We start from the raw sequence: 26,021 nt of genomic DNA on the forward strand, positions 1-26,021 counted from the left end.
CGATCGCGGTGGCGGGTCAGCCGCGGTCAGACGGTGGGGAGTTCGCCGGTGCGTATCGCGGTGATGAACGCGGTCCAGGCGGTGGGCGCGAAGGCGAGAGCGGGGCCGTGGGGGTCCTTGGAGTCGCGGACGGGGACGGTGCCCTGCACGGCGAGGCGGGAGGGCGCCCACTCGACGCAGTTGCCGCCCTCGCCGCCGCTGTAGCTGCTCTTGATCCAGGCGGTGCCGGTGGGGTCGGGGGTGTGGCTCATCTGGTGTGCTCCTCCGCGATGCTTCGGATGAGGGACAACGAGTCCTGCGGGGACGCGGCCGCGGCGCGGAGCCGGTCGTACGCCGTCCTGGCGCTCTCCACCGCTTCCGCTGACTCGTCCACATGTCCCGCGTTGCGGGTCTCGGAGTACACCACCCGCGTCCCGTCCCATGACGACAGTAGGATAAAGGGCGCGGAAGATGTCGGGGCTCCCGCCGAGAAGGGCAGGACCTGCACGGTGATGTTCGGGTTCGCCGCCCGCAGCACCAGGTGCTCCAACTGCGCGGCCATCACGGCCCGTCCGCCGACCTCCGTGCGCAGCACCGCCTCGTGCAGGATCACCCACAGCAGCGGTGGCCGCTTGCCCTCCATCACGCGGTACCGCTGCCGCCTCGCCTCGACCCGCGTCTCGATCTGCCCGTCGTCCTCGCGGGGGTTGGCCGCGCGGAAGGTCGCCTCCGCGTACTCCGGAGTCTGCAACATGCCCATCAGTAAGGTGCTTGAGTAGTCGCAGATCTCCTTCGCGCCCTGCTCCAGCTTCACGTACGGCACGAACCAACCCGCGTGGCCGCGCTCGGTCACCCGCTCCCGTAACCGCGTGAAGAAGCCCGACGTCCCGAAGATACGGTCGCACGCCTTCACGAACTGCTCCGACGCGAGGAGCTGCCCGCTCTCCACCCGGGTCACGTAAGGCCGTTCGTACCCCGTCTGCTCGGCGAGCTGCTGCTGCGTCAATCCCAGGTGCTCCCGGGCGAATCTGACCTCCTGGCCCAGATACGCCGCGCCGTCCTTCCGGCCTTGCTGCCACCGGTCCTTCTCCTGAATGTCCGTCACTTCGGCACCCCCGAAACGTCGATGGTTCCGAACCGTTCGGAACCAGTTCACCCCTGGTCGGCCAGGGCCGTCCCCGCAAAGCTGACCGAGACGGGCCGACCTCGGAAGGACGATCGTCCTATTCCCTCCGCATTTGAGAGCTTATGGGCCGATCGAGCCCGCAGGGAAGGAAAACGAACGCAATTAGCTCTTTCGAGCTAACGTTCGATATCCGCCGCTCCGTCACGCCTCCCCGACACCTCGTCATGTCCTCCCACACCGCCTGGACATGCCGCGGCCCCCGCCCTCCGGGGTGAGCCGGGGGGACGGGGGCCGAGGTCGAGCGGGAAGCGGTCGAGCGGGGAAGCGGTCGAGCGGAGAAGCGGGGAAAGGCGTCAGGCGCCCGGGCGGACGGGGATGGAGGTGAAGGTGGGGGAGGGGGCGGGGTCCTGGAAGAAGTCGTTGCCCTTGTCGTCGACGACGACGAACGCCGGGAAGTCCTCGACCTCGATCTTCCAGACGGCCTCCATCCCGAGTTCCGCGTATTCGAGGACGTCGACCTTCTTGATGCAGTCCTGGGCGAGGCGGGCCGCGGGGCCGCCGATGGAGCCGAGGTAGAAACCGCCGTGCGCGGCACACGCGTCGGTGACCTGCTGGGAGCGGTTGCCCTTGGCGAGCATGACGAACGAGCCGCCGGCGGCCTGGAACTGCTCGACGTACGCGTCCATGCGGCCGGCCGTGGTGGGTCCGAAGGACCCGGAGGCGTATCCCTCGGGGGTCTTCGCGGGACCCGCGTAGTAGACGGCGTGGTCGCGCAGGTACTGCGGCATCTCCTCGCCCGCGTCCAGCCGCTCCTTGATCTTGGCGTGCGCGATGTCGCGCGCGACGACCAGCGGCCCGGAGAGCGAAAGCCGGGTCTTGACCGGGTACTTGGTCAGCTCGGCGCGGATCTCGTCCATCGGCCGGTTGAGGTCGATGCGGACCACGTCGTCGTCGAGGTGCTCGTCGGTGGTCTCCGGCAGGAAGCGCGCCGGATCGGTCTCCAACTGCTCCAGGAAGACACCCTCCGCGGTGATCTTCGCGAGCGCCTGGCGGTCGGCGGAGCAGGACACCGCGATCGCCACCGGGCAGGACGCGCCGTGCCGCGGCAGCCGCACCACGCGCACGTCGTGGCAGAAGTACTTCCCGCCGAACTGCGCCCCGATCCCGATCTTCTGGGTCAGCTCGAAGACCTGCTGCTCCAGCTCCTTGTCCCGGAAGCCGTGCCCGGCCGGGGACCCTTCGGCGGGCAGCTCGTCGAGGTAGTGCGCGGAGGCGTACTTCGCCGTCTTCAGCGCGAACTCCGCGCTGGTGCCGCCGACCACGATCGCCAGGTGGTACGGCGGGCAGGCGGCCGTACCCAGCGAGCGGATCTTCTCCTCCAGGAAGCGCATCATCGACGCCTCGTTCAGCACCGCCTTCGTCTCCTGGTAGAGGAAGGACTTGTTGGCGCTGCCACCGCCCTTCGCCATGAACAGGAACTTGTACGCGCCGCCGTCGGTGGCGTACAGCTCGATCTGGGCGGGCAGGTTGGAGCCGGTGTTCTTCTCCTCCCACATGGTCAGCGGGGCCATCTGGGAGTAGCGCAGGTTCAGCTTGGTGTACGCGTCGTAGATGCCGCGGGAGAGCGCTTCCTCGTCGCCGCCCTCGGTCAGCACCTGCTGGCCGCGCTTGCCCATCACGATCGCGGTGCCGGTGTCCTGGCACATCGGGAGCACGCCGGCCGCCGCGATGTTCGCGTTCTTCAGCAGGTCCAGGGCGACGAAGCGGTCGTTCGGGCTGGCCTGCGGGTCGTCCAGGATGCGGCGGAGCTGGGCGAGGTGGGTCGGGCGCAGGTAGTGCGAGATGTCGTGCATGGCCTCGGCGGCCAGGCGCCGCAGCGCCTCGGGCTCCACCTTCAGGAAGGTGCGGCCGTCTGCCTCGAACGTGCTGACGCCTTCGGCGGTGACCAGGCGGTACGAAGTGGGGTCCGCACCGAGCGGAAGCAGATCCGTATAGGTGAACTCGGGCATATGCGGCAATCCTCACTCGGCTGCGTCGACGCTGAAGCATATTCAGAGTAATTCCCCCGCACCCCGCCTCCGCCGCGGGGCCGGGTCCCCCGGCGGAGGGCCCGCCGGGCGTCGCGGGGGCCCTGGCCGAGGTGGTACGGGGCGCCTCGCCGAAGCCGGTGCGGGCCGATTTCCCGCGCCCCCTAAGGGAGCGCTCAGGGGGCCCTCGGGGTAGTCGCGATCTATCGCGTCTGTGGACGGCTGTGTACGGTGGTCGGGTGGACGAATCGCCGCTCCAGAAGCGCTCGCAGCCCGCGGAAACGCCCGACCGCCCCAGCCCGGCGACCAGCCCCGCCGCCCCGGCGGTCCCGCAGACGGCCGGCGGCGCCCTGCGAGCCTCGGACGCCGACCGCGACCGGATCGCCGACATCCTGCGCGAGGCCCTCGCCGAGGGCCGCCTCGACGCGGAAGAGCACTCCGAGCGGCTGGACCGGGTCTACGCCGCGAAGACCGTCGGCGAACTGGAGCCGCTGGTAGGGGACCTGCCCGCGGGCCGGGTGGCCGCCGCGGCGGCGCCCTCGGCCGCGGCGCGCTCGTACGCGGGCGAGCCGCTTGGCGAGAACCCCACCCTGGTCGGCATCCTCAGCGGGGCGGAACGCAAGGGCCGTTGGCGGGTCGGCAACCGGATCACCGCGGTCGCGGTCATGGGCGGGATCGAGATCGACCTGACCGAGGCGACGTTCACCTCGCCGGAACTGGTCATCCACTGCACCGCGGTCATGGGTGGCATCAGCATCAAGGTCCCGGAGAACGTCACGCTGCAAGGCAGTGGCGTGATCGGCATCATGGGCGGCGCCGACGTGCGGGCCTTCGAGGCCCCCGACCCGCACGCGCCGACGGTCCGGGTCGTGGGCGTCGCCTTCTGGGGTGGGGTCGAGGCCAAGGCCAAGCGCGGCAAGAAGGTCGTCGACTGGGCGAAGAAGCAGCTCGAAGGCTGACGGTGGTGGCCGCGGTGACGGCGTACGTGGGTGACGGTGGCGGCCGGTACGGCACGGCCGGACGTCACTTGACCCGGTTTTCTGGTCCGTTCTGAACGACCCGACACGGCTGACGCCGCCCTGACGCGGACGCCGGCCCGCCCCTCCCTTGCGGCTCGCACGCGAAGCCCGGCTCCGACTCCTCGCCCCAACTCCCGCCCGCCCCCGGCATTCCGGACGACCCGGGCGGCGCACGCCGGAGCGATGGTCGTACGCGGGAACGAACACGGTGCGCATGAAGTCGCGCACAGCGGGTAGGGGAACGGCACGCCGCCGCACGGCAGCTCCGCCCAGCTTCGCCCGGGCGCCGGGCAGCGACGGGCAAGCGTGGCAATCTCCCCCAGAGCCGCGCCTGGGGGACCCCCAACGCCGTCGTCAGGAGTTTCCCGTGCTTCAACCGATCGAGCCCGCCACGGACCTCACGCTCCCGCCCGGACACCCGCGGGATCTGGGCGGCCCCTGGCACTCGGAGGCCGCCTGCCGAAGCGACGAGGCGGGGCTGTTCTTCGCTCCGTCGAAGGAGCCGACGGCGGCCCGGCTGTCGCGCGAGGAAGCCGCCAAGCGGGTCTGCGCGCGGTGCCCGGTGATGCTCGAATGCCGTGAACACGCCCTGCTCCAGCCGGAGCCGTACGGAGTGTGGGGCGGCATGACCGCCGCCGAGCGCCGCGTGGTGCTCGCCCGCAGGCGCCGTCGCGAGGTCGAACTCCAGCACGCGGCCCCCCGCATCGCCGCCGCCGGCTGAGCACCGCCGGCCGCGGGTGGCGGTCGGCGGTGCCCACAAGGAGTTGTCCAGGGAGCCGTCCAGGAGCCGTCAGGACACCAGCGAGGACCGTAGATCGCCCATCGGGACGGAGAAGACGATCCGCTGCCGTACCACCGTGCCGGTCGTCGGGTACGTGCCGTCCGGGGCCGCGGCCCACTCCGTCTGCGCCCAGACCTGGTTCTGGTCGGCCATGAAGGTCATCCCCTCCGAGTGTTGTGCCCAGGAGTGCTCGGCGGCGGTGCCGGCGCTGGTGCTGCCGCCGGTCGAGGTGGTCTCGTGTGCCGCGGTCTGCGCTCCGGTGGCAGGCAGCGGAACCCGCCATGGAATGCCGTGTACCCCCGGACTGCCCAGCGAATCAGCGGTGTAGACGACTCTCTCGCCGTTCTCGGTCTGATTCAGCGTGCCTTGGATGCCGACGATGTCCGTGTCGTACACGTCGATCGGATCGGCGTGGCCGGCGCTGTTCACGGCGATGGGCATCAGGCGGCTGGTCGGCGCGAGCTTGTAGCGCCAGATCCGGGAGGTCGCCCCGACCGTACCTGAGGAGACCCACTCGTTGGCGACCAGCGTGTAGGGGTCCTGGGACCGGTCCATGGACAGCCCGTCGAAGCAGGGCAGCCGGTCGGCGCTGTGGTCGTTGTAGGAGCAGGCCGAGGTGACGCCGTACGACCCGATGGCCGGCCAGAAGTACTGGTAGCCGTGGGCCGACACCTGGCTGCCGTTGTGGCCGATCCAGGAGGCGTTCGTGTTCGCCTGGTAGATGTGCTTGGTCGAGAAGACGTAGATCGCGTTGTGGTGCGGGTCGCCGTCGAGCGACGCGGTGACCAGCAGCTTGTCGCCCCACCACACCATGCCGCCCATGTGTGAGGGGAAGCGGGTGAAGTTCGTGCCGCCGGCGGTGGGGATGACCGGCAGCACCCACCGGTAGCCGAGCTTGTTCGGCGACCCGTCGGTGTCGTTGATCACCGCGATGCGCCCCATGGCGGTGGTCTTGGGGGCGCTGGCCCAGCCGGAGAGCAGCACGCGGTCGGTTCCCCACACGCCGTCGCTGTCGGCGTCGCCGGAGGAGGTCATGCCCTGCGGCGAAAAGCTCTGCGTGGCGGCGTCGCCGGCGTCCCAGCAGTAGGCGCTGCTCGCGGTCGGGGTGAGGGGCACGGTGTCCTTCTCGTCGGCGGTGCAGTCGCCGCCGGTGACCGTGTGCAGGTGGTGGTTCACGGTGTTCGCGATGGTGTGGATGCTGCTGTTGGCGAAGGTGTCGTCCATCGCCTGCTGCGACGCGTCCGACACGCGGTGCACCGTCAGTTCGAGTTTCGCCGCTGCCGCGGCCGAGGCGCGGACCGCCTTGCCCGGGGTTCCGGGCGACGCGCTCGCCGAGCCCGCAGCGCCCAAGGAGGCGAGGCCGAGCGCGAGCGCCGCGATCCCCACCGCCGTGACGCGGCCGGCCAGCCGCCACCCGCCCGCCCGGGACCGCGCCTCGCGGGTCCCCGTCCCGGTCCTTGTCCCCCTCGTCGTCCCTGTCTTCCCTGCCTTTGTCTCCGGTGCTCTTCCGTCCCCGTCGACACGCTTCACTGGTACGCCTCTCCGTCGCCTTCAGTCGGGCGGACGGATGCCCCCGCGTCCAAGTTCCCCACGTGGACACCCCCCGGCGAAGGGGAACGCTATCGCGCCGGGTGGCAGCGGTGAAGGGCGTCACGGTCGGGTGTGAGACCGGCGCCTCACGTACATACGTACGCACGCACGCGTACGCGTGGCCGAGGGACGCAGGCGGCCGGCGACGCGGGCGCGCCACCCGTCGCGACGGATGGCGGGCAGCGCCCGGCCCGGCTCACCTGGCGTCCTCTTCCCCTACCGGGGCGGTCGGTCGGCGGTCGGTCGGCGGTGAACAGGCGGGGAGCAGGCGGTCAGTTCGCCCGGTCGAAGTCGATCGCGCTGTACGCCCGCAGCTTCGACAGCCGGTGCACCGAGTCGATCTGCCGGATCGTGCCGGACTTCGACCGCATCACCAGGGAGGAGGTGGTGGCCGTCTCCGCCCGGTAGCGCACGCCGCGCAGCAGTTCGCCGTCGGTGATGCCGGTCGCCACGAAGAACACGTTGTCGCCGCTGACCAGGTCCGTGGTGTGCAGCACGCGGTCCAGGTCGTGGCCCGCGTCCAGCGCCTTGCGCCGCTCCGCGTCGTCCTTCGGCCACAGCCGGCCCTGGATCGTGCCGCCCATGCAGGCCATCGCGCAGGCGGTGATGATGCCCTCCGGGGTGCCGCCGATGCCCAGCAGCATGTCGACGCCGGTGCCTTCGCGGGCCGCCATGATCGCGCCCGCCACGTCGCCGTCCGCGATGAACTTGATCCGCGCGCCGGTCTCCCGGATCTGCCGGGCCAGCTCGTCGTGGCGCGGCCGGTCGAGCACCACGACCGTCACGTTCTCGGGGGCGATGCCCTTCGCCTTCGCCACCCGGCGGATGTTCACCGCGGGCGGCGCGGTGATGTCCACGAACTCGGCCGCCTCCGGGCCGACCACCAGCTTGTCCATGTAGAAGACCGCCGACGGGTCGTACATCGTGCCGCGGTCGGCCGCCGCGAGCACCGACACGGCGTTCGGCATGCCCTTGGCGGTCAGCGTGGTGCCGTCCACCGGGTCCACGGCGACGTCGCACTCCGCACCCGTGCCGTCGCCGATCCGCTCGCCGTTGTAGAGCATCGGCGCTTCGTCCTTCTCGCCCTCGCCGATGACCACCACGCCGTTCATCGACACGGTGTGCACGAGGGTGCGCATGGCCTTGACGGCGGCGCCGTCCGCTCCGTTCTTGTCGCCTCGGCCCACCCAGCGGGCCGAGGCCATCGCGGCGGCCTCGGTGACCCGGACCAGTTCCAGGGCGAGGTTGCGGTCGGGTGCCTCCGGACTCACTTCGAGCTGCGGAGGCAAGTGCTGTTCGGTCATCACGCGCACCTTTCTGTACGGGGACGGCCGGAAAATGAGGGTGCTGCGACCTTATCGGGTGAACTGCAAATCTGAGCAGGGGACATGTCACATGAGCAGCCGCCAACTCTTCGGGTACCCGGCGGACGGGCCGCAAACGCCCATGGGGGACGATAGGGCGCGTGGCAGCGGACAAGCGTGGTGGCAACAAGACGATCCGGGACCTGGTCCTGTCGATGCTCGTGCTCGGGGTCGTCGTCTACCTGATCTATCTGTTCATCCCGCACGACTCCAAGGAGACCCCTGTCAAGACGGAGACCGTCGGGTACAGCGTGGAGCTCAAGCAGGCGAGGCGGGACGCGCCCTACCCGGTGGCCGGCCCCGAAGGGCTCAGCGCGAAGTGGCACGCCACCTCCGTCACGTACTCCGCGGGCGACCGCCGCAACGTGACCTGGCACCTCGGTTTCATCGACCCCGACCAGCAGTACGTGGCGCTGGAGCAGTCCAACGGCGACCCGACCGGGTTCATCAGCCAGGTGACGATCAACGCGCACCGCGACGCGGGGCGTACGGTCGCGGTCGGCGGGGCGAGCTGGCAGTACTACACCGGCGGGCGTTACGACGCGCTGGTGCGCGAGGAGAAGGGCGTCACCACGGTGGTGCTCGGTACGGCGCCGGACGCCCAGCTCCAGCGGTTCGCGGCGACCCTCAAGCCGTAAGCGGCTTCCGGCCCGCCGGCGCCCTCAGGCCGTGAGCCGGACCTGGCCGTGGGCGGGGCCTTGCCGTGGGCCGGACCTTGCCGTGGGCGGGTGGGGCGCTATTCGGGCTCGGCGCCCTCCGCCTCTTCGGGGTCCTCCGCTGCCAGCGCGGCGTCCAGCCGGGCCCGGGCGCCCTCCAGCCAGCGCCGGCAGACCTTGGCCAGCTCCTCGCCCCGCTCCCACAAGGCGAGCGACTCCTCCAAGGTCGCGCCGCCCGCTTCCAGGCGGCGCACCACGTCCACGAGCTCGTCGCGGGCCTGTTCGTAGCCGAGTACGGCGCTGGTGGATTCCTCGTCTGCCATGCCCGCAAGCCTAGGGCGTACCGCGGACACTCCCGGGCGGCGCGGAGCGAGGTCGCTCCGGGGACCGGATCTCCAGCATTAGGCACCCCGTCCTCGTCCGGTAGGGGCCGTGCGGCATGCCCGGGGGGCGGGAGGCGTAGTGCCCCGCGGTGAAGGTGCGGCCGAGGGTGAGGTCCTCCAACTCGCCCTCCAGCAGGTACACCTCCTCGTAGTAGGGGTGCCGGATCACGCCCGCCGCGGAGGTGTCGAGCCCGGGCTCCCAACGGGCCAGCTGGGTCTGCTCGACCGCCGGATCGGGCCCGGCGGACAGCGGCCGCTCGCTCACCCCGGGCGCGCCCTCGGCCGCGCGCCACGGCACCCCCGCCGTGTCGTGGAACTCGCGCTCGTCCTTCATCGCCCGCCCTCTTCCGGCATCAGCCCGCCCTCTTCCGCTCGGTTCGCGCTTCAGTTCCCCTGGACCCGCACCGTGAAGTCGCCCTCCGCGACGCGGGCGCGCAGCGTGTCGCCGTCGGCGACCTCGGCCGGGTCGCGGACCGCCGCGCCGTCCTCGCGCTGGAGGACCGCGTAGCCGCGGCGGAGGGTGGCCGCGGGGGAGAGGGCGACGACGCGGGCGAGGGTGTGGGTGAGGTCGGCGTCGGCCCGGTCGAGCAGGTGCCCCAGGGTGCGCCGGGCCCGGTCCACCCGGTCGGCGACCTCCGCCTCGCGCTGCTCGACCATCCGGTACGGCGCCGCGAGGGCGGGACGGCTGAGCGCCGCCTCAAGGCCGCGCTCCTCCCGGTCGAGGATGCCGCGCAGCACCCGCAGCGCCCGGTCCCGTACCAACTGGACGCGGGCCAGCTCCTCCCGCACGTCCGGCACGATCCGCTTGGCGGCGTCCGTGGGGGTGGACGCGCGCAGGTCGGCGACCAGGTCGAGCAGCGGCGTGTCCGGCTCGTGCCCGATCGCGGAGACCACCGGGGTGCCGCACGCCGCGACCGCCCGCACCAGCCGCTCGTCGGAGAACGGCAGCAGGTCCTCCACGCTGCCCCCGCCGCGCGCCACCACGATGACGTCGACCTCCGGATGGGCGTCGAGCTGCTGCACCGCCTCGACCACCCGGGGGACCGCGGCCGCGCCCTGCACGGGGACGTTCCGCACCTCGAAGCGGACGGCGGGCCAGCGCAGCCGCGCGTTCTCCCGTACGTCCCGCTCGGCGGCCGAGGCGCGGCCGGTCACCAGGCCGATCAGCCCGGGCAGGAACGGCAGCGGGCGCTTGCGGTCCGCCGCGAAGAGCCCCTCGGCCGCCAGCGACTTCTTCAACTGCTCCAGCCGCGCCAGCAGTTCGCCCATCCCGACCGGCCGGATCTCGCTCGCCCGCAGCGACAGCGTGCCCCGCGGTCCGTACCACTCCGGTCTGGCGTGCACCACGACCCGCGCGCCCTCGCCGACCACATCGGCCACCTGTTCGTACACCGCGCGGTAGCAGGTCACGGACAACGACGTGTCGTGCGACGGGTCGCGCAGCGTCAGGAACACCACCCCTGCGCCCGGGCGGCGGGAGAGCTGCGTGATCTGGCCCTCCACCCACACCGCGCCGAGCCGGTCGATCCACCCGCCGATCAGCCGCGACACCTCGCCGACCGGAATCGGCGCTTCCGCCGAGGTGTTCAGAGCCATACCCGCACCTTAGTGCGCCCCGCCGACACCCCACCCCGCCCCGGAGGCGGCCCCGTACGATGGACCGCATGACCTCTGACTCCACCCGCCGTGTCCTCCTCGCCGCCCCCCGCGGGTACTGCGCGGGTGTGGACCGTGCCGTCATCACCGTCGAGAAGGCGCTGGAGCAGTACGGCGCCCCGGTCTACGTCCGCAAGCAGATCGTGCACAACAAGTACGTGGTGCAGACCCTGGAGAAGAAGGGCGCCGTCTTCGTCGACGAGACGGAGGAGGTGCCCGAGAACGCGATCGTGATCTTCTCCGCGCACGGCGTGGCCCCGGTCGTGCACGAGGAGGCCGCCCAGCGCAGCCTCGCCTCCATCGACGCGACCTGCCCGCTGGTCACCAAGGTGCACAAGGAAGCCGTCCGCTACGCCGGCGAGGACTACGACATCCTGCTCATCGGCCACGAGGGCCACGAAGAGGTCGTCGGCACCATGGGCGAGGCGCCCGAGCGCATGCACCTGGTCGACGGCCCCGCCGACGCGGCCAAGGTGAAGGTGCGCGACGAGTCCAAGGTGGTCTGGCTCTCGCAGACCACGCTCTCGGTCGACGAGACGATGGAGACCGTGGACGCCCTCAAGGAGCGCTTCCCGCGGCTGGTCTCGCCGCCGAGCGACGACATCTGCTACGCCACGCAGAACCGCCAGGTCGCGGTGAAGCAGATCGCCGCCGACGCCGACCTGGTGATCGTGGTCGGCTCCCGCAACTCCTCCAACTCCATCCGGTTGGTCGAGGTCGCGCTGCAGGCCGGCGCCGGCGCGTCGTACCTGGTGGACTTCGCCGAGGAGTGCGAGGACGGCTGGCTGGAGGGCGTGCGCACGGTCGGCGTGACCTCGGGCGCGTCCGTGCCGGAGGTGCTGGTCGACGGGGTGCTGGAGTGGCTGGCCGCCCGCGGCTTCGACGACGTGTCGGTGGTGACCTCCGCGCAGGAGTCCATCCAGTTCTCGCTGCCGAAGGAACTGCGCCGGGATCTGCGTGCGGAGGCCGTCGAGCGGGAATCGGCCAAGAGGTGAGCGGTTCCACCCACCTTTAACCTGGGGGCCATGAACATGTTCGGTGTGGACATCGGCGGTACGGGAATCAAGGGCGCTCCGGTCGATCTCGACCGGGGCGACCTGTCGGACGAGCGGCACAAGGTGCCCACCCCGCAGCCGGCGACACCGGAGGGTGTCGTCGAGGGCGTGGCCGAGGTGGTCGAGCACTTCGGCCACAAGGGCCCGCTCGGCGTGACCTTCCCCGGCGTCGTGGTGGACGGCGTGACCCGCACCGCCGCCAACATGGACAGCGGCTGGGTGGGCGTGGACGCGCGGAAGCTGATCAGCGAGCGGCTGAGCCTTCCGGTGGTGATCCTCAACGACGCGGACGCCGCGGGGGTCGCCGAGATGACCTTCGGGGCCGGCCGCGGCCGCGGCGGCACCGTCATGCTGCTCACCCTCGGCACCGGGATCGGCAGCGCGCTGTTCGTGGACGGGCACCTGGTGCCCAACACCGAGTTGGGCCACCTGGAGCTGCACGGCCACGACGCGGAGAAGCGCGCGTCGGTCAAGGCCCGTGAGGACGAGGATCTGAGCTGGGAGCACTGGGCGCACCGGCTGAAGAAGTACCTCGCGCACGTGGAGATGCTCTTCTCGCCCGACCTGTTCGTGATCGGCGGCGGGGTGAGCCGGAAACCCGACAAGTTCCTGCCGCTGATCCACGGGATCAGCGCGGAGATCGTCCCCGCGGAGTTGCAGAACAACGCGGGGATCGTCGGCGCCGCGATGGCTGCCGCAAAGCTCTGACCGCCACGATCGCGGCGGCGAGCACCGTACCGGTGTAGAGCCAGCCGGTCATCAGGGCCAGGCCGGTGAAGACCCCGACCACGTGCCCGAGCAGGCTGCCGTCGCCGCTGTCGGCCGTCAGGGTGATGCCCACCGCGAACGCGATGGGCGCCGCCACCGGCGCCGCCACCAGGTCGTACGGCCGGACGTACACCGCCGCGGCGATGCACACGGCGATGAAGACCAGCCCGAAGAGGACGCCGGGGCCGTCGAAGAGCAGCGAGTCGACGGCCCCGCCGAGCACCGTCACCACGGTGGTCAGGGCGCCCGTGCCGAGGCCGGTCAGGCGGGGGCGGGGGCGGGGCAGGGTCCGCAGCCGGTGCGCGGCCGCCGCGAGCCGGTTGCTCGGCCGGGGCGGCGCGGACGCGGATGGCGTGGCCGAGGCCGCGGTCGATCCGGACGCCGCCGCCGAGGCTGCCGGCGCCGCCTTCGACGGGAGGGCGGCGGGGACCTGGCGGGCGGTGGTGCTCGTACGCGCAGTGTGTTGCTCCACCTACTCAACGTAGGCGGGTTGCGCTGGTCGCGCAGGTCCGGGACACGCGGATTCGCTCGCCTGGGCCCTCTGTTCGAAGTGCTCCGTTCGAGTGAGGCGGGGTTGACGCGGGGGTGGTGGGCGGTGGTCGGGTGGGCGTCCCGCCGGTGGTGCGGCGGCCCGTAGACTGGTCGGCGCCAGCCCCCACCTCCTGCCCACGGGAAGTCGTCACGTGTCGCTCTCCATCGGAATCGTCGGCCTGCCGAATGTCGGCAAGTCGACGCTCTTCAACGCCCTGACCAAGAACGACGTGCTGGCGGCCAACTACCCGTTCGCCACCATCGAGCCCAACATCGGCGTGGTCGGCGTGCCCGACCCCCGGCTGCACCGGCTCGCCGAGATCTTCGACTCGGCCCGGGTGCTCCCCGCCACCGTGGACTTCGTCGACATCGCCGGCATCGTCCGCGGTGCCTCGGAAGGCGAGGGCCTGGGCAACAAGTTCCTCGCGAACATCCGGGAGTCCGACGCGATCTGCCAGGTGATCCGCGCCTTCAAGGACGAGAACGTGGTCCACGTGGACGGCAAGGTCTCGCCCCGCGACGACATCGAGACGATCAACACCGAGCTGATCCTCGCCGACCTGCAGTCCGTGGAGAAGGCGATCCCGCGCCTGACCAAGGAATCGCGGATGCAGAAGGACAAGGCGAAGGTGCTGGCCGCGGCCGAGGCCGCGCAGACGATCCTCGCCGCCGGCGACACCCTCTTCGCCCACGGCATCACGAAGGACACCGAGCAGGGCGCCCTCCTGCACGAGCTGCACCTGCTCACCACGAAGCCGTTCCTCTACGTCTTCAACGTCGACGAGGACGAGCTCACCGACGAGGCGTTCAAGGACGAGCAGCGCGCCCTGATCGCCCCCGCCGAGGCGATCTTCCTCAACGCCAAGCTCGAAGCAGACCTGGCCGAACTCGACGACGCCGAGGCCCTCGAACTCCTCCAGTCCGTCGGCCAGGAGGAGCCCGGGCTCGCCACCCTCGCCCGGGTCGGCTTCAACACCCTCGGGCTCCAGACCTACCTCACGGCCGGCCCCAAGGAGTCCCGCGCCTGGACCATCAAGCGCGGCGCCACCGCCCCCGAGGCGGCGGGCGTGATCCACACCGACTTCCAGAAGGGCTTCATCAAGGCCGAGGTCATCTCCTTCGACGACCTCGTGACCACCGGCTCCGTCGCCGAAGCCCGCGCGAAGGGCAAGGCCCGCATGGAGGGCAAGGACTACGTCATGCAGGACGGCGACGTGGTGGAGTTTCGGTTCAACGTGTGATCACGTACCCACAGACGGCCTGACCTGCGGAGATGCGGGTCGGGCCGTTGTGCGTTCCGCAGGAGTCCGCAGTCCTGCGGACCGGGGCCGAGGCAGTGCGGAAGACTTTCGCCCCCTGTGTCGAGCCCGGGAGGGTAGGCGCGGCGGCCCGATCCCGGCTCGCTGATCGCCATGCTCTTCGCCGGTGGGAACTCAGACCTTGAGGACTTCCACGGTGGGGCCGCAGAGGAGTGTCAGGTCCTCGCGGTCGGAGGTGAGAACGGTACATGGGCGGACGGCGGTGCGGGCGATGACGGCGAAGGCGGCGTCGATCGCGTACTTGTGACCGTGGAGGCTGTGGGTGCGCAGGAGCGCGGCGGCCTGAACGGTGACGTCCTTGGTGATGTCGTGCACGTCGACCCGGGAGAGGACCCAGGAGATCCGGGCGGGGTGAACGCGGTCGTAGTCGGCCTCAAGGAGGGTCATGGCGCTGGTGGCCACGCGAACTTCCTCTTCCGATGCCGCCTGGACCAGGGCCACGACCGCGCGATCCTTCCGGTACAGCTTGGAGAGACCTTCACTGTCGAGCAGGAGGGTGCCGGGCATCAGGCGGCGGCCCCGCCGGCCTGCCGACGATCGTGGCGCAGTAGCGCCCGGGCGGCTTCGACCTCCTCGCGGGTGAGCTCGTCGTGGTCGGTCTCGAAGTCGGCGACGATCTCCCGGAGCTTGTCCATGGCGACCCGTTGTTCGAGGGCTTCGGCGACGTAGGCGGAGAAGCCGCCAGGCCCGACGTGGGTACGTGCGGCCTCGGCGAGGTCCTCGGGGAGGCTGATCGAGTACTTCTTGCTACCGCTCATGATGCCGATCCTACCTGTGGTAGCAAGCTGCGGCGGCGCCGGATCACCCCTGGGCGTGAGGACGGCCCTCCCCGCCGGCGCGGACGCCAACGGGTGAACACGATGCGCCGTCCGGGCTGCGCTCCGTTGGTCGTCGCGTCGATGTGGGCGGAGCCGGTCGGCAGGTCGGTCATCTTCCCGTGCCCTTCATGCGGGCGTCGACGTTGTCATATCTTGCGTGCCGATGACGGAGAGCAGGCTCAGCTGGGCCGCGCCCTCGGTGCCGGGTGGGGCGCTGAACCACAGCAGGCGCTGGCGTCCGTCCTCGCTGAACAGGCTCTGGCAGTCCAGCTCGATGACGCCCAGGGCGGAATGGACTATGCGTTTGTGGTCGGTTCGCCGGAGGGCGACGTCGTGGGTGTCCCACAGGGTGGCGAACTCCCGGCTGCGTCCGCGCAGCACGGCGACCATCCGGGTCACCTGGGTCTCGCTGCCGCGGCGGGCGGCGACCGCCTGGAGGTCGGCGACGAAGACCCGGGAGTGGTGGGGGTGGTCCTCGGGCGGGTAGAGGGTCCGGGCCTGGGGGTCGGTGAACCAGCGGTGGACGAAGCTCGCCTCGAGACCGCGCAGTGCCGGGGGCCGGCCCACGAGTGCGGCGGCCAGCGGGTTCTGGACGAGGGTTTCGTGCAGGTCGGTGATGACCTGGGCAGGAGTGGTGGTGAGCTGGTCCAGCAGGCCGAGCAGACCAGGCTGGACATGTGCGGTCGGGCCGTGCGCCGCCGGGGGGATCGGACGGTCGGCGAGGTGGAACAGATGGTCGCGTTCGTCGCCGTTCAGCCGGAGCGCCCGGGCCAGCACGGCCAGGACCTGGGCCGAGGGCTGGGCGCCGCGTCCGCGTTCCAGCTCGGTGTAGTAGTCCGCGGACAGCCCGGCCAGATGGGCTACCTCCTCGCGCCGCAGACCGGGCACCCGGCGCCGCGGGCCGGTGGGCAGGCCGACGTCGGACGGGCGGACCCGGCCGCGCCGGGACTTGAGGAACGCGGCGAGTTCGGAATGGTTCACGTCTCCTATCGTCGCGCCCACCGGTGGACGCGAGCCAGGGGATGGCAACCCCTGGGTGCGGACAGCCCTGGCTGGGGCGGGCACGCCGAACCACTCTGGAGCCACGAGCGGGGCACCGCACCGATGCCCCTGGCCGTGATCCCTCTGTCGCGGCATCCCTTTTCCCGCACCTCCAGCAGGAGTGTTCATGTCTGCCCAGGAACCCGTGGACCGCCACGCCACGCCCGATCCCCGCGCCGATCGGCTCCGCGTCGCCATCGTCACGGGCGGCTCCCGCGGGATCGGCCGCGCGACGGTGAGCCGACTGGCCGCCGACGGATTCGCCGTCGTGGTCGGCTATGCGGGCAACCGCGAACTGGCCGAGGCCGCCGTCAAGGACGTGACCGCCGGCGGCGGCAGAGCGATCGGTGTCCAGGCGGACGTCGCCGACGAGCAGCAGATCTCCGCTCTGTTCGCCACCGCGGAGGCCGAGTTCGGCGGCGTCGACGTCGTCGTCCACGCGGCCGGCCGGGTTTTGCTGGCACCCATCGCCGAACTGGACCTGGCGGAGCTGGACGCGCTCCACCGCACCAACATCCGCGGGACCTTCGTCGTCGCCCAGCAGGCCGCACGGAAGATCCGCAGCGGTGGCGCGGTCGTCACCTTCTCCACGTCCGTGGTGGGCCTGGCCTTCCCCGGCTACGGCGCCTACAGCGCCAGCAAGGGCGCCGTCGAAGCACTCACGCTCATCCTCGCGCGGGAGCTGCGCGGCCGGAACATCACCGTCAACGCCGTGGCCCCCGGCCCCACCGCCACCGATCTGTTCCTCGACGGCAAGGACGATCAGACCATCGCCCGGCTGGCCGCCCAGCCCCCACTGGAGCGCCTCGGTACCCCCGCCGACATCGCCGAAGTCGTCGCCTTCCTCGCCTCCCCGGCCGGCCACTGGATCAACGGCCAGATCATCCGCCCCAACGGCGGCATCATCTGACGGCCCCGTGCCCGGTGTCGGCCCCCGGCTGATACGCCCCCACGGACCCCAGCCCCGACGGAGGTGAAGTCCTCTCCGCGATCCTCTCCGCGATCGCCGCCGGCCTCCGCGCCGAGTTCTTCCACCGCGTCGGGCTGGACGACCTGCTCACCGCAGGCGCTTCCCCGTAACCACAACCGAAAGAGAACCACCATGCCGTTCGCGAACTTCAAAGTCCCTGCCGGAACCCTCGACGAGAAGCAGAAGGAGACGATCGTCACCCGTACCACCGAGCTGTACGTCGAGATCTACGGCGAACGCGCCCGGGCCAACACCATGGTCCTGGTCGAGGAGGTCATCGACGGCGGTTGGGGCATCGGCGGCAACGTCCTGACCCTGTCCATGCTCCAGCAGCCCACCGAAGGCTGACGACCCGGGATGATCCACGGCTGGGGTCAAACCGTCGCCGCGACCGGCCCCAGCCCCGACCGGGCCGCCACCCGGTCGGCCGGATCGGGGACGGCAGTACCGCCGTCGATCGCGATGGCGTCAAGGCCGAACGCCGACGCATGCCAACGCGCAAGCACCTGTTCGGAGCGCCGCCTCAACGGCTGCCGGCAGCAGGTCACACCATTCCGCGCACCGTCGTCAGCGGGCCTGGTCGGTCGGACGGATCAGGATCTCGTTGACGGCGACGTGCTCGGGCTGGGTGAGCGCATACAGGACGGCGCCGGCGATGTCCTCGGGCTGAAGGGTCCGCATGGAGTCGGCGTAGTTCCTGGCGAGGGCCTGCATGGCGGGGTCGGTGATGTGGGTGGCCAGTTCGGTCGCGACCATTCCGGGTTCGATGACGACGACGCGTACGCCCTGCGCGGTGACTTCCTGCCGCAAGGCCTCCGAGAAGGCGGTGATGCCGAACTTGGTTGCGGCGTAGACGCCTCCGCCGGCAGATGCGGTGCGCCCTGATGTCGAGGAGACCTGCACCACGGCGCCCTTGCTCTCCAGCAGGTGGGGCAGGGCGGCATGGGCCGTGTACATCGATCCGAGGAGGTTGGTGTCGATCATGCGCGTCCACTCGGCGGTGTCCGCGTTCAGGATCGGTCCGCTGAGCATGACGCCAGCGTTGTTCACGAGGGCGTCGAGCGCCCCGAAGTGCTCGACGGTCGCCGTGACCGCGTCTTGCACGGACTCGCGGTCCGTGACATCGAGCTCCAGGACCAGCATCTCCCCGGGGGCGTCCTGCGCCAGCGACTTCAGTCGATCGGCCCGGCGGGCCCCGACCGCCACCCGGGCGCCGGCTTCGGCCAGGGCGAGTGCGGTGGCCCGTCCGATGCCCGAGGAGGCGCCGGTGACCAGGACGACCTTTCCGTCGAGGGTGGTGCTCATGTCTTCCTCCGATGGATGCGTGGTGAGAGGTGGTGGCCCGCCAGGCGTCTTGACGCCACGCAGCGGTTGACCCGGGCGGAAAATGACCGCTGGGTCATTTTGACCTTACACCAAAAATGACCACCCAGTCATGTTGCTGGTAGGCTCGTACTCGCCGGATGAGAGGTGCGTATGAGCGAGATGGCCACCGCGGGTCGGCGGGCGGACATGGTGCGCAATCGGCGCGTTCTGCTTCAGGTCGCGACGGAGGCGTTCGCGGAGCTGGGGACGGACGTGTCGATGGGCGAGATCGCCCAGCGCGCCGGCCTGGCCAAAGGCACGGTGTTCCGGCACTTCGCGTCGAAGGAAGACCTGCTTGCGGCGATCATGCTGCAGCTCGTCGACCGGTTGACCAGCACGGCGGAGCGCCTTGCCGAGGCCGACGACGCGGATGCGGCACTGGTGGAGTTCATGGCCGACGGCATCGAGGCCCTGGCCGCCGACCGTGCGTTCTGCGAAGTGATCGGGCGCCCGTCACTGGACCATGCCGGCGTCCGGGACGCGATCGGCCGCCTCTGCGACGCGGCCGAGGCGCTCACGGGCCGGGCGCAGGAGCAGGGAACCGTCCGCGGCGACGTCACGGGCACGGACATCGTGCTGCTGCTCGCGGGCATCCACCAAACGGCAGCGCCCTTGCTGGCCGCACAGCCGCAGGCGTGGCGCCGCTACCTTGAACTGGCCCTGGACGGGCTCCGCGTCACCGGCGCTCGCGAACTGCCGCATCCACCGGGGGATCTGCACCTCGGTGGGCGTTCCGGCAAGAGCTGACCTGCGGACGCCGCCGTCGCCCTGCGCCGCGTGGCACGCTCCCGCGTCGTGCGGACGTCGGGGACCGGACCGGCCACCGCACCGCATCGCACCGCCCACCGATCCGTTCGGCGACGTGATCGGCTCCCACCGCTGGTTCGACGTAGCCGCGCTCCTCGGGCCGAGGCACCGGCAGGAGGGCCTGGCGAGGTCCGGGTGCCTGGCCGGAGGGCCGACTCCGTCGAGGTGGCTCTCCGCCGCACGCGCCAAGTCATACGGCGCGGCCGTCCCGATTCGACGTCCGGCCGCGCGGTGCCTGCCAAGGCATCGGCTTCACCGCCCGGATCACGGCGACCGTCCATACGGAGCCGCCGGTTCCGGCCGCGGACGAAGAGTGGGAAGGCGTGTGGGGGACGGCCCCTCACGAGTTCGAATCTCGTATCCTCCGCACTTGCCCACCAGGGCAGACGTGGCCCCCGACCGCACCGCGGCCGGGGGGCGCGTCACGCTCGCCCAGCGGAGTGCGGGCGCAACGCACCGCTCGGGAAGTCGGCGGCGGGTTCGGGCGCGAGCGATCAGGGGGTGGGGCGGGGGCGGCGGAGGAGGGCTTCGACGCGGGGGCGGTCCTGCGGGGAGGGGGTGCAGGTGACGACCTTGTGCTCGGGGTTGTCCGCGAGTTGGAGCACGACGTGGTGGAGCGTGAACTCGCCGAGCTCCGGATGACGCAGCCGCTTCGTGCCCGAGCCGACGGTGTCGACCTTGTGCTGCGGCCACCACGCCCGCACCTCCGGGCTCACCGCGTGGAGGCGTTCGAGCAGGTCGGCGAAGCCGGGGTCACCCGGGTGCCTGGCCGCGGCCGTGCGCAGCCGTCCGAGCAGCGCCGACGCCTCCTCCTCCCAGTCGACGACGATCCGCCGGGCCTCCGGGTCCGCGAACATCCACCAGAGCATGTTGCGGGTCTGCGGCGGCCGGGCCGGCCAGTCGGTCCAGAGCACCCGGGCGGCCCGGTTGGACGCCAGCACGTCCCAGTGCCTGCCGGTGACGTAGGAAGGGCACGGGTCGAGCCGGTCGACGAGGGAGACGACGGCGGGCGGAAGCGTCTCCATGGCGGCGGAGGCCTGCTCCGGTTCCGGCGGGGCGCCGTGGACGAGTTGGTGGACGTGGGCCCGCTCGCACACGTCGAGTCGCAGCGCCGCGGCCAGCGCGTCGAGGACCTGCCGGGAGGGCCGTACCTCGCGGCCCTGTTCCAGGAAGGCGTAGTAGGTCGCGGAGATGGACGCGAGCTGGGCCACCTCCTCGCGGCGCAGGCCGCGGGTCCGGCGCCGGGTGCCCGGCGGGAGGCCGACGTCGGAGGGCTGGAGCCGTTCGCGGCGGGAGCGGAGCAGATCGCCCAACTCCCTTGCCTGGGTCACCGTATGGGGCATCCTGGCACTCTCGTTACTAGGAAAGACGTCCTATGGATGGCGCTGGGGGACGCGGTTACGGTGACCGCATGGACAATCGAATCATCGGGCCGGAAGGGCTCACCGTATCCGCTGTCGGACTCGGTTGCATGGGGATGTCCCAGGGCTACGGAGCGGCCGACGACGCCGAGTCGATCGCGGTCCTGCAGCGCGCCGTCGACCAGGGGGTCACCTTCCTGGACACGGCGATGAGCTACGGCAGCGGCCACAACGAGGAGTTGCTCGGCAAAGCCCTGGCCGGCCGGCGCGACCAGGTCGTGCTGGCCACCAAGTTCGGGATCGTCCGCAGCCCGGAGGGGGTCCGGCTCGACGGCCGCCCGGAGAACGTCCGGCGCCACTGCGAAGCCTCGCTGGCCCGGCTCGGGACGGACCGCATCGACCTGTACTACCAGCACCGCGTCGACCCGCAGGTCCCCATCGAGGAGACGGTCGGGGCGATGGCCGAGCTTGTGGCCGAGGGCAAGGTCCGCCACCTCGGGCTGTCGGAGGCGAGCCCCGAGGAACTCGAACGGGCCGCCGCCACCCACCCGATCAGCGCCGCGCAGTACGAGTGGTCGCTGTGGTGGCGCGACATCGAGGACGACGTGCTGCCCACGGCCCGCCGGCTGGGCATCGGGATGGTTCCGTACAGCCCGGTGGGCCGCGGCTTCCTGGCCGGGCCGGTCAGCGTGGACGGTTTCGGGGCCGGCGACTTCCGGCAGAACGACCCCCGGTTCCAGGCCGAGAACCTCAAGCAGAACGAGGCGATCGTCGCCGAGGTACGGTCGCTGGCCGCGGCGCGCGGGGTGACGCCCGCTCAGCTCGTGCTCGCCTGGCTGCTCGCGCAGGGCGACGACGTCGTCCCGATCCCCGGGACGCGCCGGGCCGAGCGGGTCGAGGAGAACGCCAAGGCCGCCGACGTCGAGCTGTCCCAGGACGACCTCGACCGGCTGGAGGCCGTCGCCCCGCGCGACGCATGGGTGGGCGACCGCCAGTCCTTCGCCGCGCACCGCGTGGTGCGGACCCCCGTCTGACGCGCTGCCCGGTCCCCCCGGCCGGTCCGGTCCGCCCGGCCGGTCTGGTCGAACGTGCCCGACGTGCCGAACGTGGCGGACGTGCCCGTGCCCGTGCCGGCCCACCGTGATGGTGGGCCGGCACTCGCGCGCGTGCGGCTGTCCGTCCGGTACGGCCGCTGTCACGCGGTGGCCGGCACCGGTCGCGGCCGGGCGAGGACGACGACGCCCAAGGCGAGGACGGCACCCGCGGCCAGCACGATCCCGGAGTCGTGCAGGGTGGACAGGGTGCCGAGCACGGCGACGCCCAGCGCGGACCCCGCCTGGCGTCCGGCGTTGAGCGCGCCCTGTCCCGTCGCGGCCAGGTGGGAGGGGGCGGCGCCCGCCATGTCGGCGGTGGCCGCGGGGATGGCGAGGGTGCTGCCGAAGCCGAGCACCACCTGCATGCCGATGATCATCCCCAGCGGCGTGTGCGTCCCGGAGAGGGCGAGCAGGAGTCCGGAGACCACGTCGAGGCCGAGGCCGGCGAGGAGCACCGGCCGGGCGCCGGCACGCGCGACGATCCGTCCGGCGTAGAACGGCATGAAGCACATGGGGAGCGTCATCGGGAGGAAAGCCAGGCCGGTCTGCAGGGCCGACAGGCCGCGCTCCAGGACCATCCACTGGGTAAGCGCGAACAGCACGCCGTAGAAGACGAAGGACGCCATGGCGCCGGCCATCAGGTCGGCCTTGACCCGGGTCAGCCCGATCAGCGCCGGCGGCAGGATCGGGGCCTCGGCCCGCCGTTCGGCGACGACCAGCAGCACGAAGGCGATCAGGGCGCCGCCCAGGGCCAGCAGCGGAGCGGGCCGGCCCCACCCGGAGGTGCCCGCGTCCACCAGTCCGAAGGTGAGCGCACTCAGCCCGGCGACGGACAGCAGCAGCCCCGCGCGGTCCACCGGCCTCGGCTCGTTCTGCGGCCGGTGCCCACTCAGTCCGCGCGCCAGCAGCAGCGTGGCGAAGGCGATCGGCGGGTTGACGAGGAACACCAGCCGCCAGCCGCCGAGTTCGACCAGCGCGCCGCCCAGCACCGGCCCCAGGATGAGTCCGATGCTGCTGATGGCGGCCCAGGCGCCGATCATGCGGGACCGCTGCGCGGCATCCGGGAACAGGGCGGACAGCAGGCCGAGGGACGCGGGGACCAGCCCGGCCGCCGCGACGCCGAGCAGCGCCCGTCCGCCGATCAGGGTGCCCACGTTGGGCGCCAGGGCGCACAGCAGCGAGATGACGCCGAAGGCGGCGAGCGCGCTGCGGTAGATCCGGCGCGGCCCCCACCGGTCGGCGACGGCGCCCGCGGCCAGCAGCAGCCCGGCGAAGACGACGGTGTACGCGTCCACCGCCCAGGGCAGCGCCGCCGCGGAGGCGTGCAGGTCGTGCCGTGCGTCCGGCAGGGCGACGTTGAGGATCGAGGTGTCGAGCAGCACGAGGAAGTTGCCGACCACGATGCCCGCGAAGTGGCCGTTCGGGCCCCTCCGTGCGGGTTCGTCCACGACGGGAGTCTTGCCACTGGTCAGAGTCATGGCATCAGCGTCGCGAAGTCCGCCGGGGTGCGACCAGGCTGTCTTTTCGATGGCGCCATCGGACTTCTCGATGGCATCATTGAGAAGTGGACCAACGACATCTTCGCGCCTTCGTCAGCGTCGCCGACCTCGGGGGCATCTCCGCAGCCGCCGAGCGGCTGGGTTACGCGCAGTCCACGCTGAGCGTTCAACTGCAGCGGTTGGAGCGCGACTTGGGCGCGAGCCTGTTCAACCGCAGCAACGCCGGGGCGGCGTTGACCGAGGAGGGGCAGCGGCTGCTGCCCTACGCCCGCGAGGCGCTGAACCTTGAGGACGAGATGCGCCGGGTGGTGCGGAGCGGCCGGCCGCGGCTGCGCATCGGGGCACTGGAGACCCTGGCCGGCGAGTGGCTGCCGGACATCCTCGCCGCCCTGGCCCAGGGGGCGGCCGGCCCCGAGGGCGCCGCCGAGGTGAGCATGGTGGTCGCCCGGCGGGCGCAACTGGAGGATGACCTCGCCGCCGGCCGGCTCGACCTGGTCTTCGTGTTCGACAACGGGGTGCCGACCATAGGGCCGCACGCGGTCGTGGGCCATGACCGCACCGTCCTCGTCGCCGGCCCGGGCCATCCGCTGGCCAAGGTGCCGCGCATCTCCCAGGGGATGCTGCTGGAGGCGGAGTTCCTGATCGCCGAGCCTGGTTGCACCTCGCAGATGCTCGTCGACCGCTTCGGGCAGGACCTCACCTCGCGGACCTGCGTCAGCATGGTCACGGGGTCGCTGGCGGCGCTGCGCAGGCTCGCCTGCCACGGCCGCGGCGTCGCCCTGATGCCGCACCTGTCCGTCGTCGGCGACCTCGAGGACGGGGAGCTGGTCGAGCTGGACGTGCGCGAGGGGCTGGCGCCGGTGAGCATCGAGGCGCGCTGGCGGACGGGGCTGGGCCCGGCCGAGGCGCCCATGCAGGCCGTGCTGCGGCTGGCCCGCCGCCACCAGCCGCCGTCCCGCCCCCTCGCCGAGACGGCCTGAGACCACCGGGGCGCCCGGAGGCGGCCCGGGGCGCCGGACGGTCGGGCGGTCCAGGGGCGCCGGACGGTCGGGCGGTCCAGGGACGGCTCACAACCGCCGAGCCCGGCCCGACACACCCCGACACGGTCCGACAATGTCCGATACTGAGCATTCTCTGATGCCGCAGTGAAAGCAGAGAGCTTTGTTGCCGAAGTGAATCCAGAAAGGTCATTTGGTCGGTTTTCCGTCGGCGACGCCCCGGGCGACCTGCGGGTTGCGACGATCCCCTATGTGGTTCATCACCTTTTTCGGATTCCTCCGACTGCCCCCTGTGCTATAGGGCCGGATGCAGTCGGAGGCATTTGAATAATCCTTGCGATATACCTTGCGGAAGGTTTATCGTATTCGGGTCAAGCGTGACTGGAACCCCCGCTACGCGGGGGCACACAGCAACGGGGGCTTGTCTTGATCGTGCACATGGAACCTTCAGCGGCGACCGACGACGACCGCCGCGCGCCCGACGGGCGCATGCCCCTCCGCGTCCCGCCCCGTGATTCCGGGCCTCGCATCCTGGAATCAATGGCGACCGACCATGGGGGAAACTTGCAGGTCTATCATCTGATGGCATTTCGCGAAGTGGCGAACGAACTCAGCTTCACCAAGGCCGCCGAGAAGCTCCACTGCGCCCAATCCACGGTGACCAGCCAGATCAAGGAGTTGGAGCGATCCCTCGGAGCCGAACTCTTTCACCGGGATCGGCGGCCGATCGAACTCACCTCGGCCGGAGCACTGCTCCAGGCACGACTGGGACCGATCCTGCGTTCCGTCGAGAAGGCGAACGCGGAGGTCCGCGAAGTCAAGCAGGCGGTGATGAAGCAAGGGCGCGCGGTGGGGAGGCCGGCCGTGCATCCTTCGCCTGAGGTCTGCTGAGCCACGGTACGTACACGCCGCCGTCCACTTCGTGCTGGACGGCGGCGTGTCGCGTGCCGGGGCCGGTCCGACGCCTCCGGCCGTGAACGGCCCGGTCAGACCTGGCCGATGGGCCGCATCTGGATGTGGTTGACGTCCATCCCCTCGGGCTGGTTGAGGGCGAAGAGGATGCTCTCGGCGATGTTCTCGGCGGTCAGCGCGGGGCCCTCCGGCGTGCCCCCGCGGTGGTCCCAGAACGGGGTGTCCACCTTGCCGGGCGCGATCAGCGTCACGCCGACGCCGTCGTTGGTGACGGCCATCCGCGTGTTCTCCGCCAGGGCGTGCGCGGCCCACTTGGTGACGGAGTAGAAGTTGCCGGGCGTGTTCTTGACCCCCGCCACCGATCCGACGATGACGATGCGCCCCCGGGTGTCCTTGAGGTACGGCAGCGCCTCCCGGATGACCAGCGCGGGCCCGAGCACGTTGGTCATCAGCATGGCCCGCATGGCCTCGGGCACGTGGTCGGCCAGGGTGCCGGGGAGGGAGAAGCCGGCGTTGACGATCACGTTGTCCAGGCGGCCCCACGCCTGGGCGGTCGTCCTGACCGCGGTCTGCACGTCGTGCGGGTCCGAGGTGTCCCCGGGGATGGTGATCAGGTCGTGCCCGGCGTCCTGCTCAGCCGCGAAGTCGCTCAGCTTCTCCGGGTCCCGGCCGGTGATCGCCACCATGTGACCCTCCTTCAGCAGCCTGCGGGCGGTCGCGGCGCCGATCCCCGAACTGCCACCGGTGATCAGGGTGACGTTGGCCATCGTTGCTCTCCTCGTTCGTGGTGGGAGTTCGTGGTGGGAGTTCGTGGTGCGCGCTCGTGGTGGGCACTCGCGGTGGGCGTCGCCGCCGATCCATGCGACACGGCCGCCCCAGGGCCCTGACGGGTCGGGACGGCC

Annotated in this window: 28 protein-coding genes; 12 read left to right on the plus strand and 16 right to left on the minus strand. The window is 71.4% G+C overall.

Annotation, left to right across the window (positions count from 1 at the left end):
* Nucleotides 1-26 precede the first annotated feature (26 nt).
* The 3 genes from ACIPAE_RS23090 to ACIPAE_RS23100 all read right to left on the minus strand — a co-directional run bounded on the left by ACIPAE_RS23090 (nt 27) and on the right by ACIPAE_RS23100 (nt 3,114).
* Nucleotides 27-251, minus strand: coding sequence for a DUF397 domain-containing protein (locus ACIPAE_RS23090; RefSeq protein WP_402447541.1), 225 nt, complete (start codon nt 249-251; stop codon nt 27-29).
* The gene (locus tag ACIPAE_RS23095; protein WP_329365358.1) at nt 248-1,084 is read right to left on the minus strand and encodes a helix-turn-helix transcriptional regulator; all 837 of its coding nucleotides are present in this window, start codon (nt 1,082-1,084) and stop codon (nt 248-250) included. The genes ACIPAE_RS23090 and ACIPAE_RS23095 overlap by 4 nt, the downstream gene beginning before the upstream one ends.
* 374 nt (nt 1,085-1,458) lie before the next feature.
* Complete coding sequence (locus ACIPAE_RS23100) at nt 1,459-3,114, minus strand: fumarate hydratase (RefSeq protein WP_329365356.1); 1,656 nt, start codon at nt 3,112-3,114, stop codon at nt 1,459-1,461.
* A gap of 257 nt (nt 3,115-3,371) precedes the next feature.
* On the opposite strand from ACIPAE_RS23100, the gene ACIPAE_RS23105 reads away from it, so the two are divergent.
* Nucleotides 3,372-4,091: a DUF1707 domain-containing protein gene (locus ACIPAE_RS23105; RefSeq protein WP_402447544.1), complete on the plus strand. Its 720-nt coding sequence runs from the start codon at nt 3,372-3,374 to the stop codon at nt 4,089-4,091.
* A 427-nt stretch (nt 4,092-4,518) separates the two neighbouring features.
* Nucleotides 4,519-4,872: a WhiB family transcriptional regulator gene (locus ACIPAE_RS23110; protein ID WP_402447546.1), complete on the plus strand. Its 354-nt coding sequence runs from the start codon at nt 4,519-4,521 to the stop codon at nt 4,870-4,872.
* A 69-nt stretch (nt 4,873-4,941) separates the two neighbouring features.
* On the opposite strand, the gene ACIPAE_RS23115 is transcribed toward ACIPAE_RS23110, so the two are convergent.
* Nucleotides 4,942-6,318 (minus strand): hypothetical protein, encoded by a 1,377-nt coding sequence (locus ACIPAE_RS23115; protein ID WP_366411123.1) that lies wholly within the window; start codon nt 6,316-6,318, stop codon nt 4,942-4,944.
* 476 nt (nt 6,319-6,794) lie between these two features.
* A complete protein-coding gene (gene glpX / locus ACIPAE_RS23120; protein WP_328468631.1) occupies nt 6,795-7,826 on the minus strand; it encodes a class II fructose-bisphosphatase in 1,032 nt (343 codons plus the stop codon).
* A gap of 215 nt (nt 7,827-8,041) precedes the next feature.
* Between glpX and ACIPAE_RS23125 the strand changes: the two genes are divergently transcribed.
* On the plus strand, nt 8,042-8,524 hold the full coding sequence (locus ACIPAE_RS23125; protein ID WP_402447665.1) for a DUF4245 domain-containing protein: 483 nt from the start codon (nt 8,042-8,044) through the stop codon (nt 8,522-8,524).
* Nucleotides 8,525-8,622: 98 nt separating this feature from the next.
* Here the strand turns inward: ACIPAE_RS23125 and ACIPAE_RS23130 are convergent, their stop codons facing one another.
* From ACIPAE_RS23130 to xseA, 3 genes are read right to left on the minus strand one after another with little or no spacing between them, the layout of a single operon-like run.
* Nucleotides 8,623-8,865, minus strand: a complete 243-nt coding sequence (locus tag ACIPAE_RS23130) for an exodeoxyribonuclease VII small subunit (protein WP_366411125.1) — start codon at nt 8,863-8,865, stop codon at nt 8,623-8,625.
* Between the two features lie 10 nt (nt 8,866-8,875).
* Nucleotides 8,876-9,259, minus strand: a complete 384-nt coding sequence (locus ACIPAE_RS23135; protein ID WP_402447549.1) for a cupin domain-containing protein — start codon at nt 9,257-9,259, stop codon at nt 8,876-8,878.
* A 50-nt stretch (nt 9,260-9,309) separates the two neighbouring features.
* Nucleotides 9,310-10,521, minus strand: coding sequence for an exodeoxyribonuclease VII large subunit (xseA, locus tag ACIPAE_RS23140; protein ID WP_366411127.1), 1,212 nt, complete (start codon nt 10,519-10,521; stop codon nt 9,310-9,312).
* A 59-nt stretch (nt 10,522-10,580) separates the two neighbouring features.
* Between xseA and ACIPAE_RS23145 the strand changes: the two genes are divergently transcribed.
* Nucleotides 10,581-11,576 carry a 4-hydroxy-3-methylbut-2-enyl diphosphate reductase gene (locus ACIPAE_RS23145; RefSeq protein ID WP_366411128.1) on the plus strand — a complete coding sequence of 332 codons (996 nt, stop codon included), beginning with the start codon at nt 10,581-10,583 and terminating at the stop codon, nt 11,574-11,576.
* Nucleotides 11,577-11,606: 30 nt separating this feature from the next.
* On the plus strand, nt 11,607-12,344 hold the full coding sequence (gene ppgK / locus ACIPAE_RS23150; RefSeq protein ID WP_328468643.1) for a polyphosphate--glucose phosphotransferase: 738 nt from the start codon (nt 11,607-11,609) through the stop codon (nt 12,342-12,344).
* Here the strand turns inward: ppgK and ACIPAE_RS23155 are convergent.
* Entirely contained in the window at nt 12,265-12,876 is a 612-nt protein-coding gene (locus ACIPAE_RS23155) for a DUF6542 domain-containing protein (RefSeq protein ID WP_402447551.1), read from the minus strand. The genes ppgK and ACIPAE_RS23155 overlap by 80 nt on opposite strands.
* A gap of 211 nt (nt 12,877-13,087) precedes the next feature.
* Here ACIPAE_RS23155 and ychF point away from each other — a divergent pair, with 211 nt between their 5' ends.
* Nucleotides 13,088-14,176 carry a redox-regulated ATPase YchF gene (gene ychF / locus ACIPAE_RS23160; protein ID WP_329365342.1) on the plus strand — a complete coding sequence of 363 codons (1,089 nt, stop codon included), beginning with the start codon at nt 13,088-13,090 and terminating at the stop codon, nt 14,174-14,176.
* 192 nt (nt 14,177-14,368) lie between these two features.
* Here ychF and ACIPAE_RS23165 read toward each other — a convergent pair whose 3' ends face one another.
* The 3 genes from ACIPAE_RS23165 to ACIPAE_RS23175 all read right to left on the minus strand — a co-directional run bounded on the left by ACIPAE_RS23165 (nt 14,369) and on the right by ACIPAE_RS23175 (nt 16,053).
* A complete protein-coding gene (locus tag ACIPAE_RS23165; RefSeq protein WP_402447553.1) occupies nt 14,369-14,761 on the minus strand; it encodes a DNA-binding protein in 393 nt (130 codons plus the stop codon).
* The gene (locus ACIPAE_RS23170) at nt 14,761-15,012 is read right to left on the minus strand and encodes a hypothetical protein (RefSeq protein ID WP_402447554.1); all 252 of its coding nucleotides are present in this window, start codon (nt 15,010-15,012) and stop codon (nt 14,761-14,763) included. Before ACIPAE_RS23170 ends, ACIPAE_RS23165 begins: the two co-directional genes overlap by 1 nt.
* A 186-nt stretch (nt 15,013-15,198) precedes the next feature.
* Nucleotides 15,199-16,053, minus strand: coding sequence for a helix-turn-helix transcriptional regulator (locus ACIPAE_RS23175; protein ID WP_402447555.1), 855 nt, complete (start codon nt 16,051-16,053; stop codon nt 15,199-15,201).
* A 187-nt stretch (nt 16,054-16,240) separates the two neighbouring features.
* Here ACIPAE_RS23175 and ACIPAE_RS23180 point away from each other — a divergent pair, with 187 nt between their 5' ends.
* Both ACIPAE_RS23180 and ACIPAE_RS23185 read left to right on the plus strand, forming a co-directional pair.
* Nucleotides 16,241-17,023: an SDR family oxidoreductase gene (locus ACIPAE_RS23180; RefSeq protein WP_402447556.1), complete on the plus strand. Its 783-nt coding sequence runs from the start codon at nt 16,241-16,243 to the stop codon at nt 17,021-17,023.
* Nucleotides 17,024-17,215: 192 nt separating this feature from the next.
* Nucleotides 17,216-17,431: a tautomerase family protein gene (locus ACIPAE_RS23185; RefSeq protein ID WP_402447557.1), complete on the plus strand. Its 216-nt coding sequence runs from the start codon at nt 17,216-17,218 to the stop codon at nt 17,429-17,431.
* Nucleotides 17,432-17,650: 219 nt separating this feature from the next.
* Here ACIPAE_RS23185 and ACIPAE_RS23190 read toward each other — a convergent pair whose 3' ends face one another.
* Nucleotides 17,651-18,388, minus strand: coding sequence for an SDR family NAD(P)-dependent oxidoreductase (locus ACIPAE_RS23190; protein WP_402447559.1), 738 nt, complete (start codon nt 18,386-18,388; stop codon nt 17,651-17,653).
* Nucleotides 18,389-18,559: 171 nt separating this feature from the next.
* Here ACIPAE_RS23190 and ACIPAE_RS23195 point away from each other — a divergent pair, with 171 nt between their 5' ends.
* Complete coding sequence (locus tag ACIPAE_RS23195) at nt 18,560-19,195, plus strand: TetR/AcrR family transcriptional regulator (protein ID WP_402447560.1); 636 nt, start codon at nt 18,560-18,562, stop codon at nt 19,193-19,195.
* A gap of 554 nt (nt 19,196-19,749) precedes the next feature.
* Here ACIPAE_RS23195 and ACIPAE_RS23200 read toward each other — a convergent pair.
* A complete protein-coding gene (locus tag ACIPAE_RS23200; protein ID WP_402447562.1) occupies nt 19,750-20,598 on the minus strand; it encodes a helix-turn-helix domain-containing protein in 849 nt (282 codons plus the stop codon).
* Nucleotides 20,599-20,666: 68 nt separating this feature from the next.
* On the opposite strand from ACIPAE_RS23200, the gene ACIPAE_RS23205 reads away from it, so the two are divergent.
* Entirely contained in the window at nt 20,667-21,650 is a 984-nt protein-coding gene (locus ACIPAE_RS23205) for an aldo/keto reductase (protein ID WP_402447564.1), read from the plus strand.
* Between the two features lie 161 nt (nt 21,651-21,811).
* Here ACIPAE_RS23205 and ACIPAE_RS23210 read toward each other — a convergent pair whose 3' ends face one another.
* Nucleotides 21,812-23,188: an MFS transporter gene (locus tag ACIPAE_RS23210; protein ID WP_329365330.1), complete on the minus strand. Its 1,377-nt coding sequence runs from the start codon at nt 23,186-23,188 to the stop codon at nt 21,812-21,814.
* 86 nt (nt 23,189-23,274) lie between these two features.
* On the opposite strand from ACIPAE_RS23210, the gene ACIPAE_RS23215 reads away from it, so the two are divergent.
* Together ACIPAE_RS23215 and ACIPAE_RS23220 are read left to right on the plus strand one after the other, a co-directional pair.
* Complete coding sequence (locus ACIPAE_RS23215) at nt 23,275-24,189, plus strand: LysR family transcriptional regulator (RefSeq protein WP_329365329.1); 915 nt, start codon at nt 23,275-23,277, stop codon at nt 24,187-24,189.
* 558 nt (nt 24,190-24,747) lie between these two features.
* Entirely contained in the window at nt 24,748-25,098 is a 351-nt protein-coding gene (locus ACIPAE_RS23220) for a LysR family transcriptional regulator (RefSeq protein ID WP_329365327.1), read from the plus strand.
* Between the two features lie 95 nt (nt 25,099-25,193).
* Here the strand turns inward: ACIPAE_RS23220 and ACIPAE_RS23225 are convergent, their stop codons facing one another.
* Nucleotides 25,194-25,886, minus strand: a complete 693-nt coding sequence (locus ACIPAE_RS23225; RefSeq protein ID WP_329365326.1) for an SDR family oxidoreductase — start codon at nt 25,884-25,886, stop codon at nt 25,194-25,196.
* Nucleotides 25,887-26,021: the final 135 nt, after the last annotated feature.

Origin of the sequence: Streptomyces sp. NPDC087270 (assembly GCF_044744625.1) — a bacterium.
Taxonomy (GTDB): domain Bacteria; phylum Actinomycetota; class Actinomycetes; order Streptomycetales; family Streptomycetaceae; genus Actinacidiphila.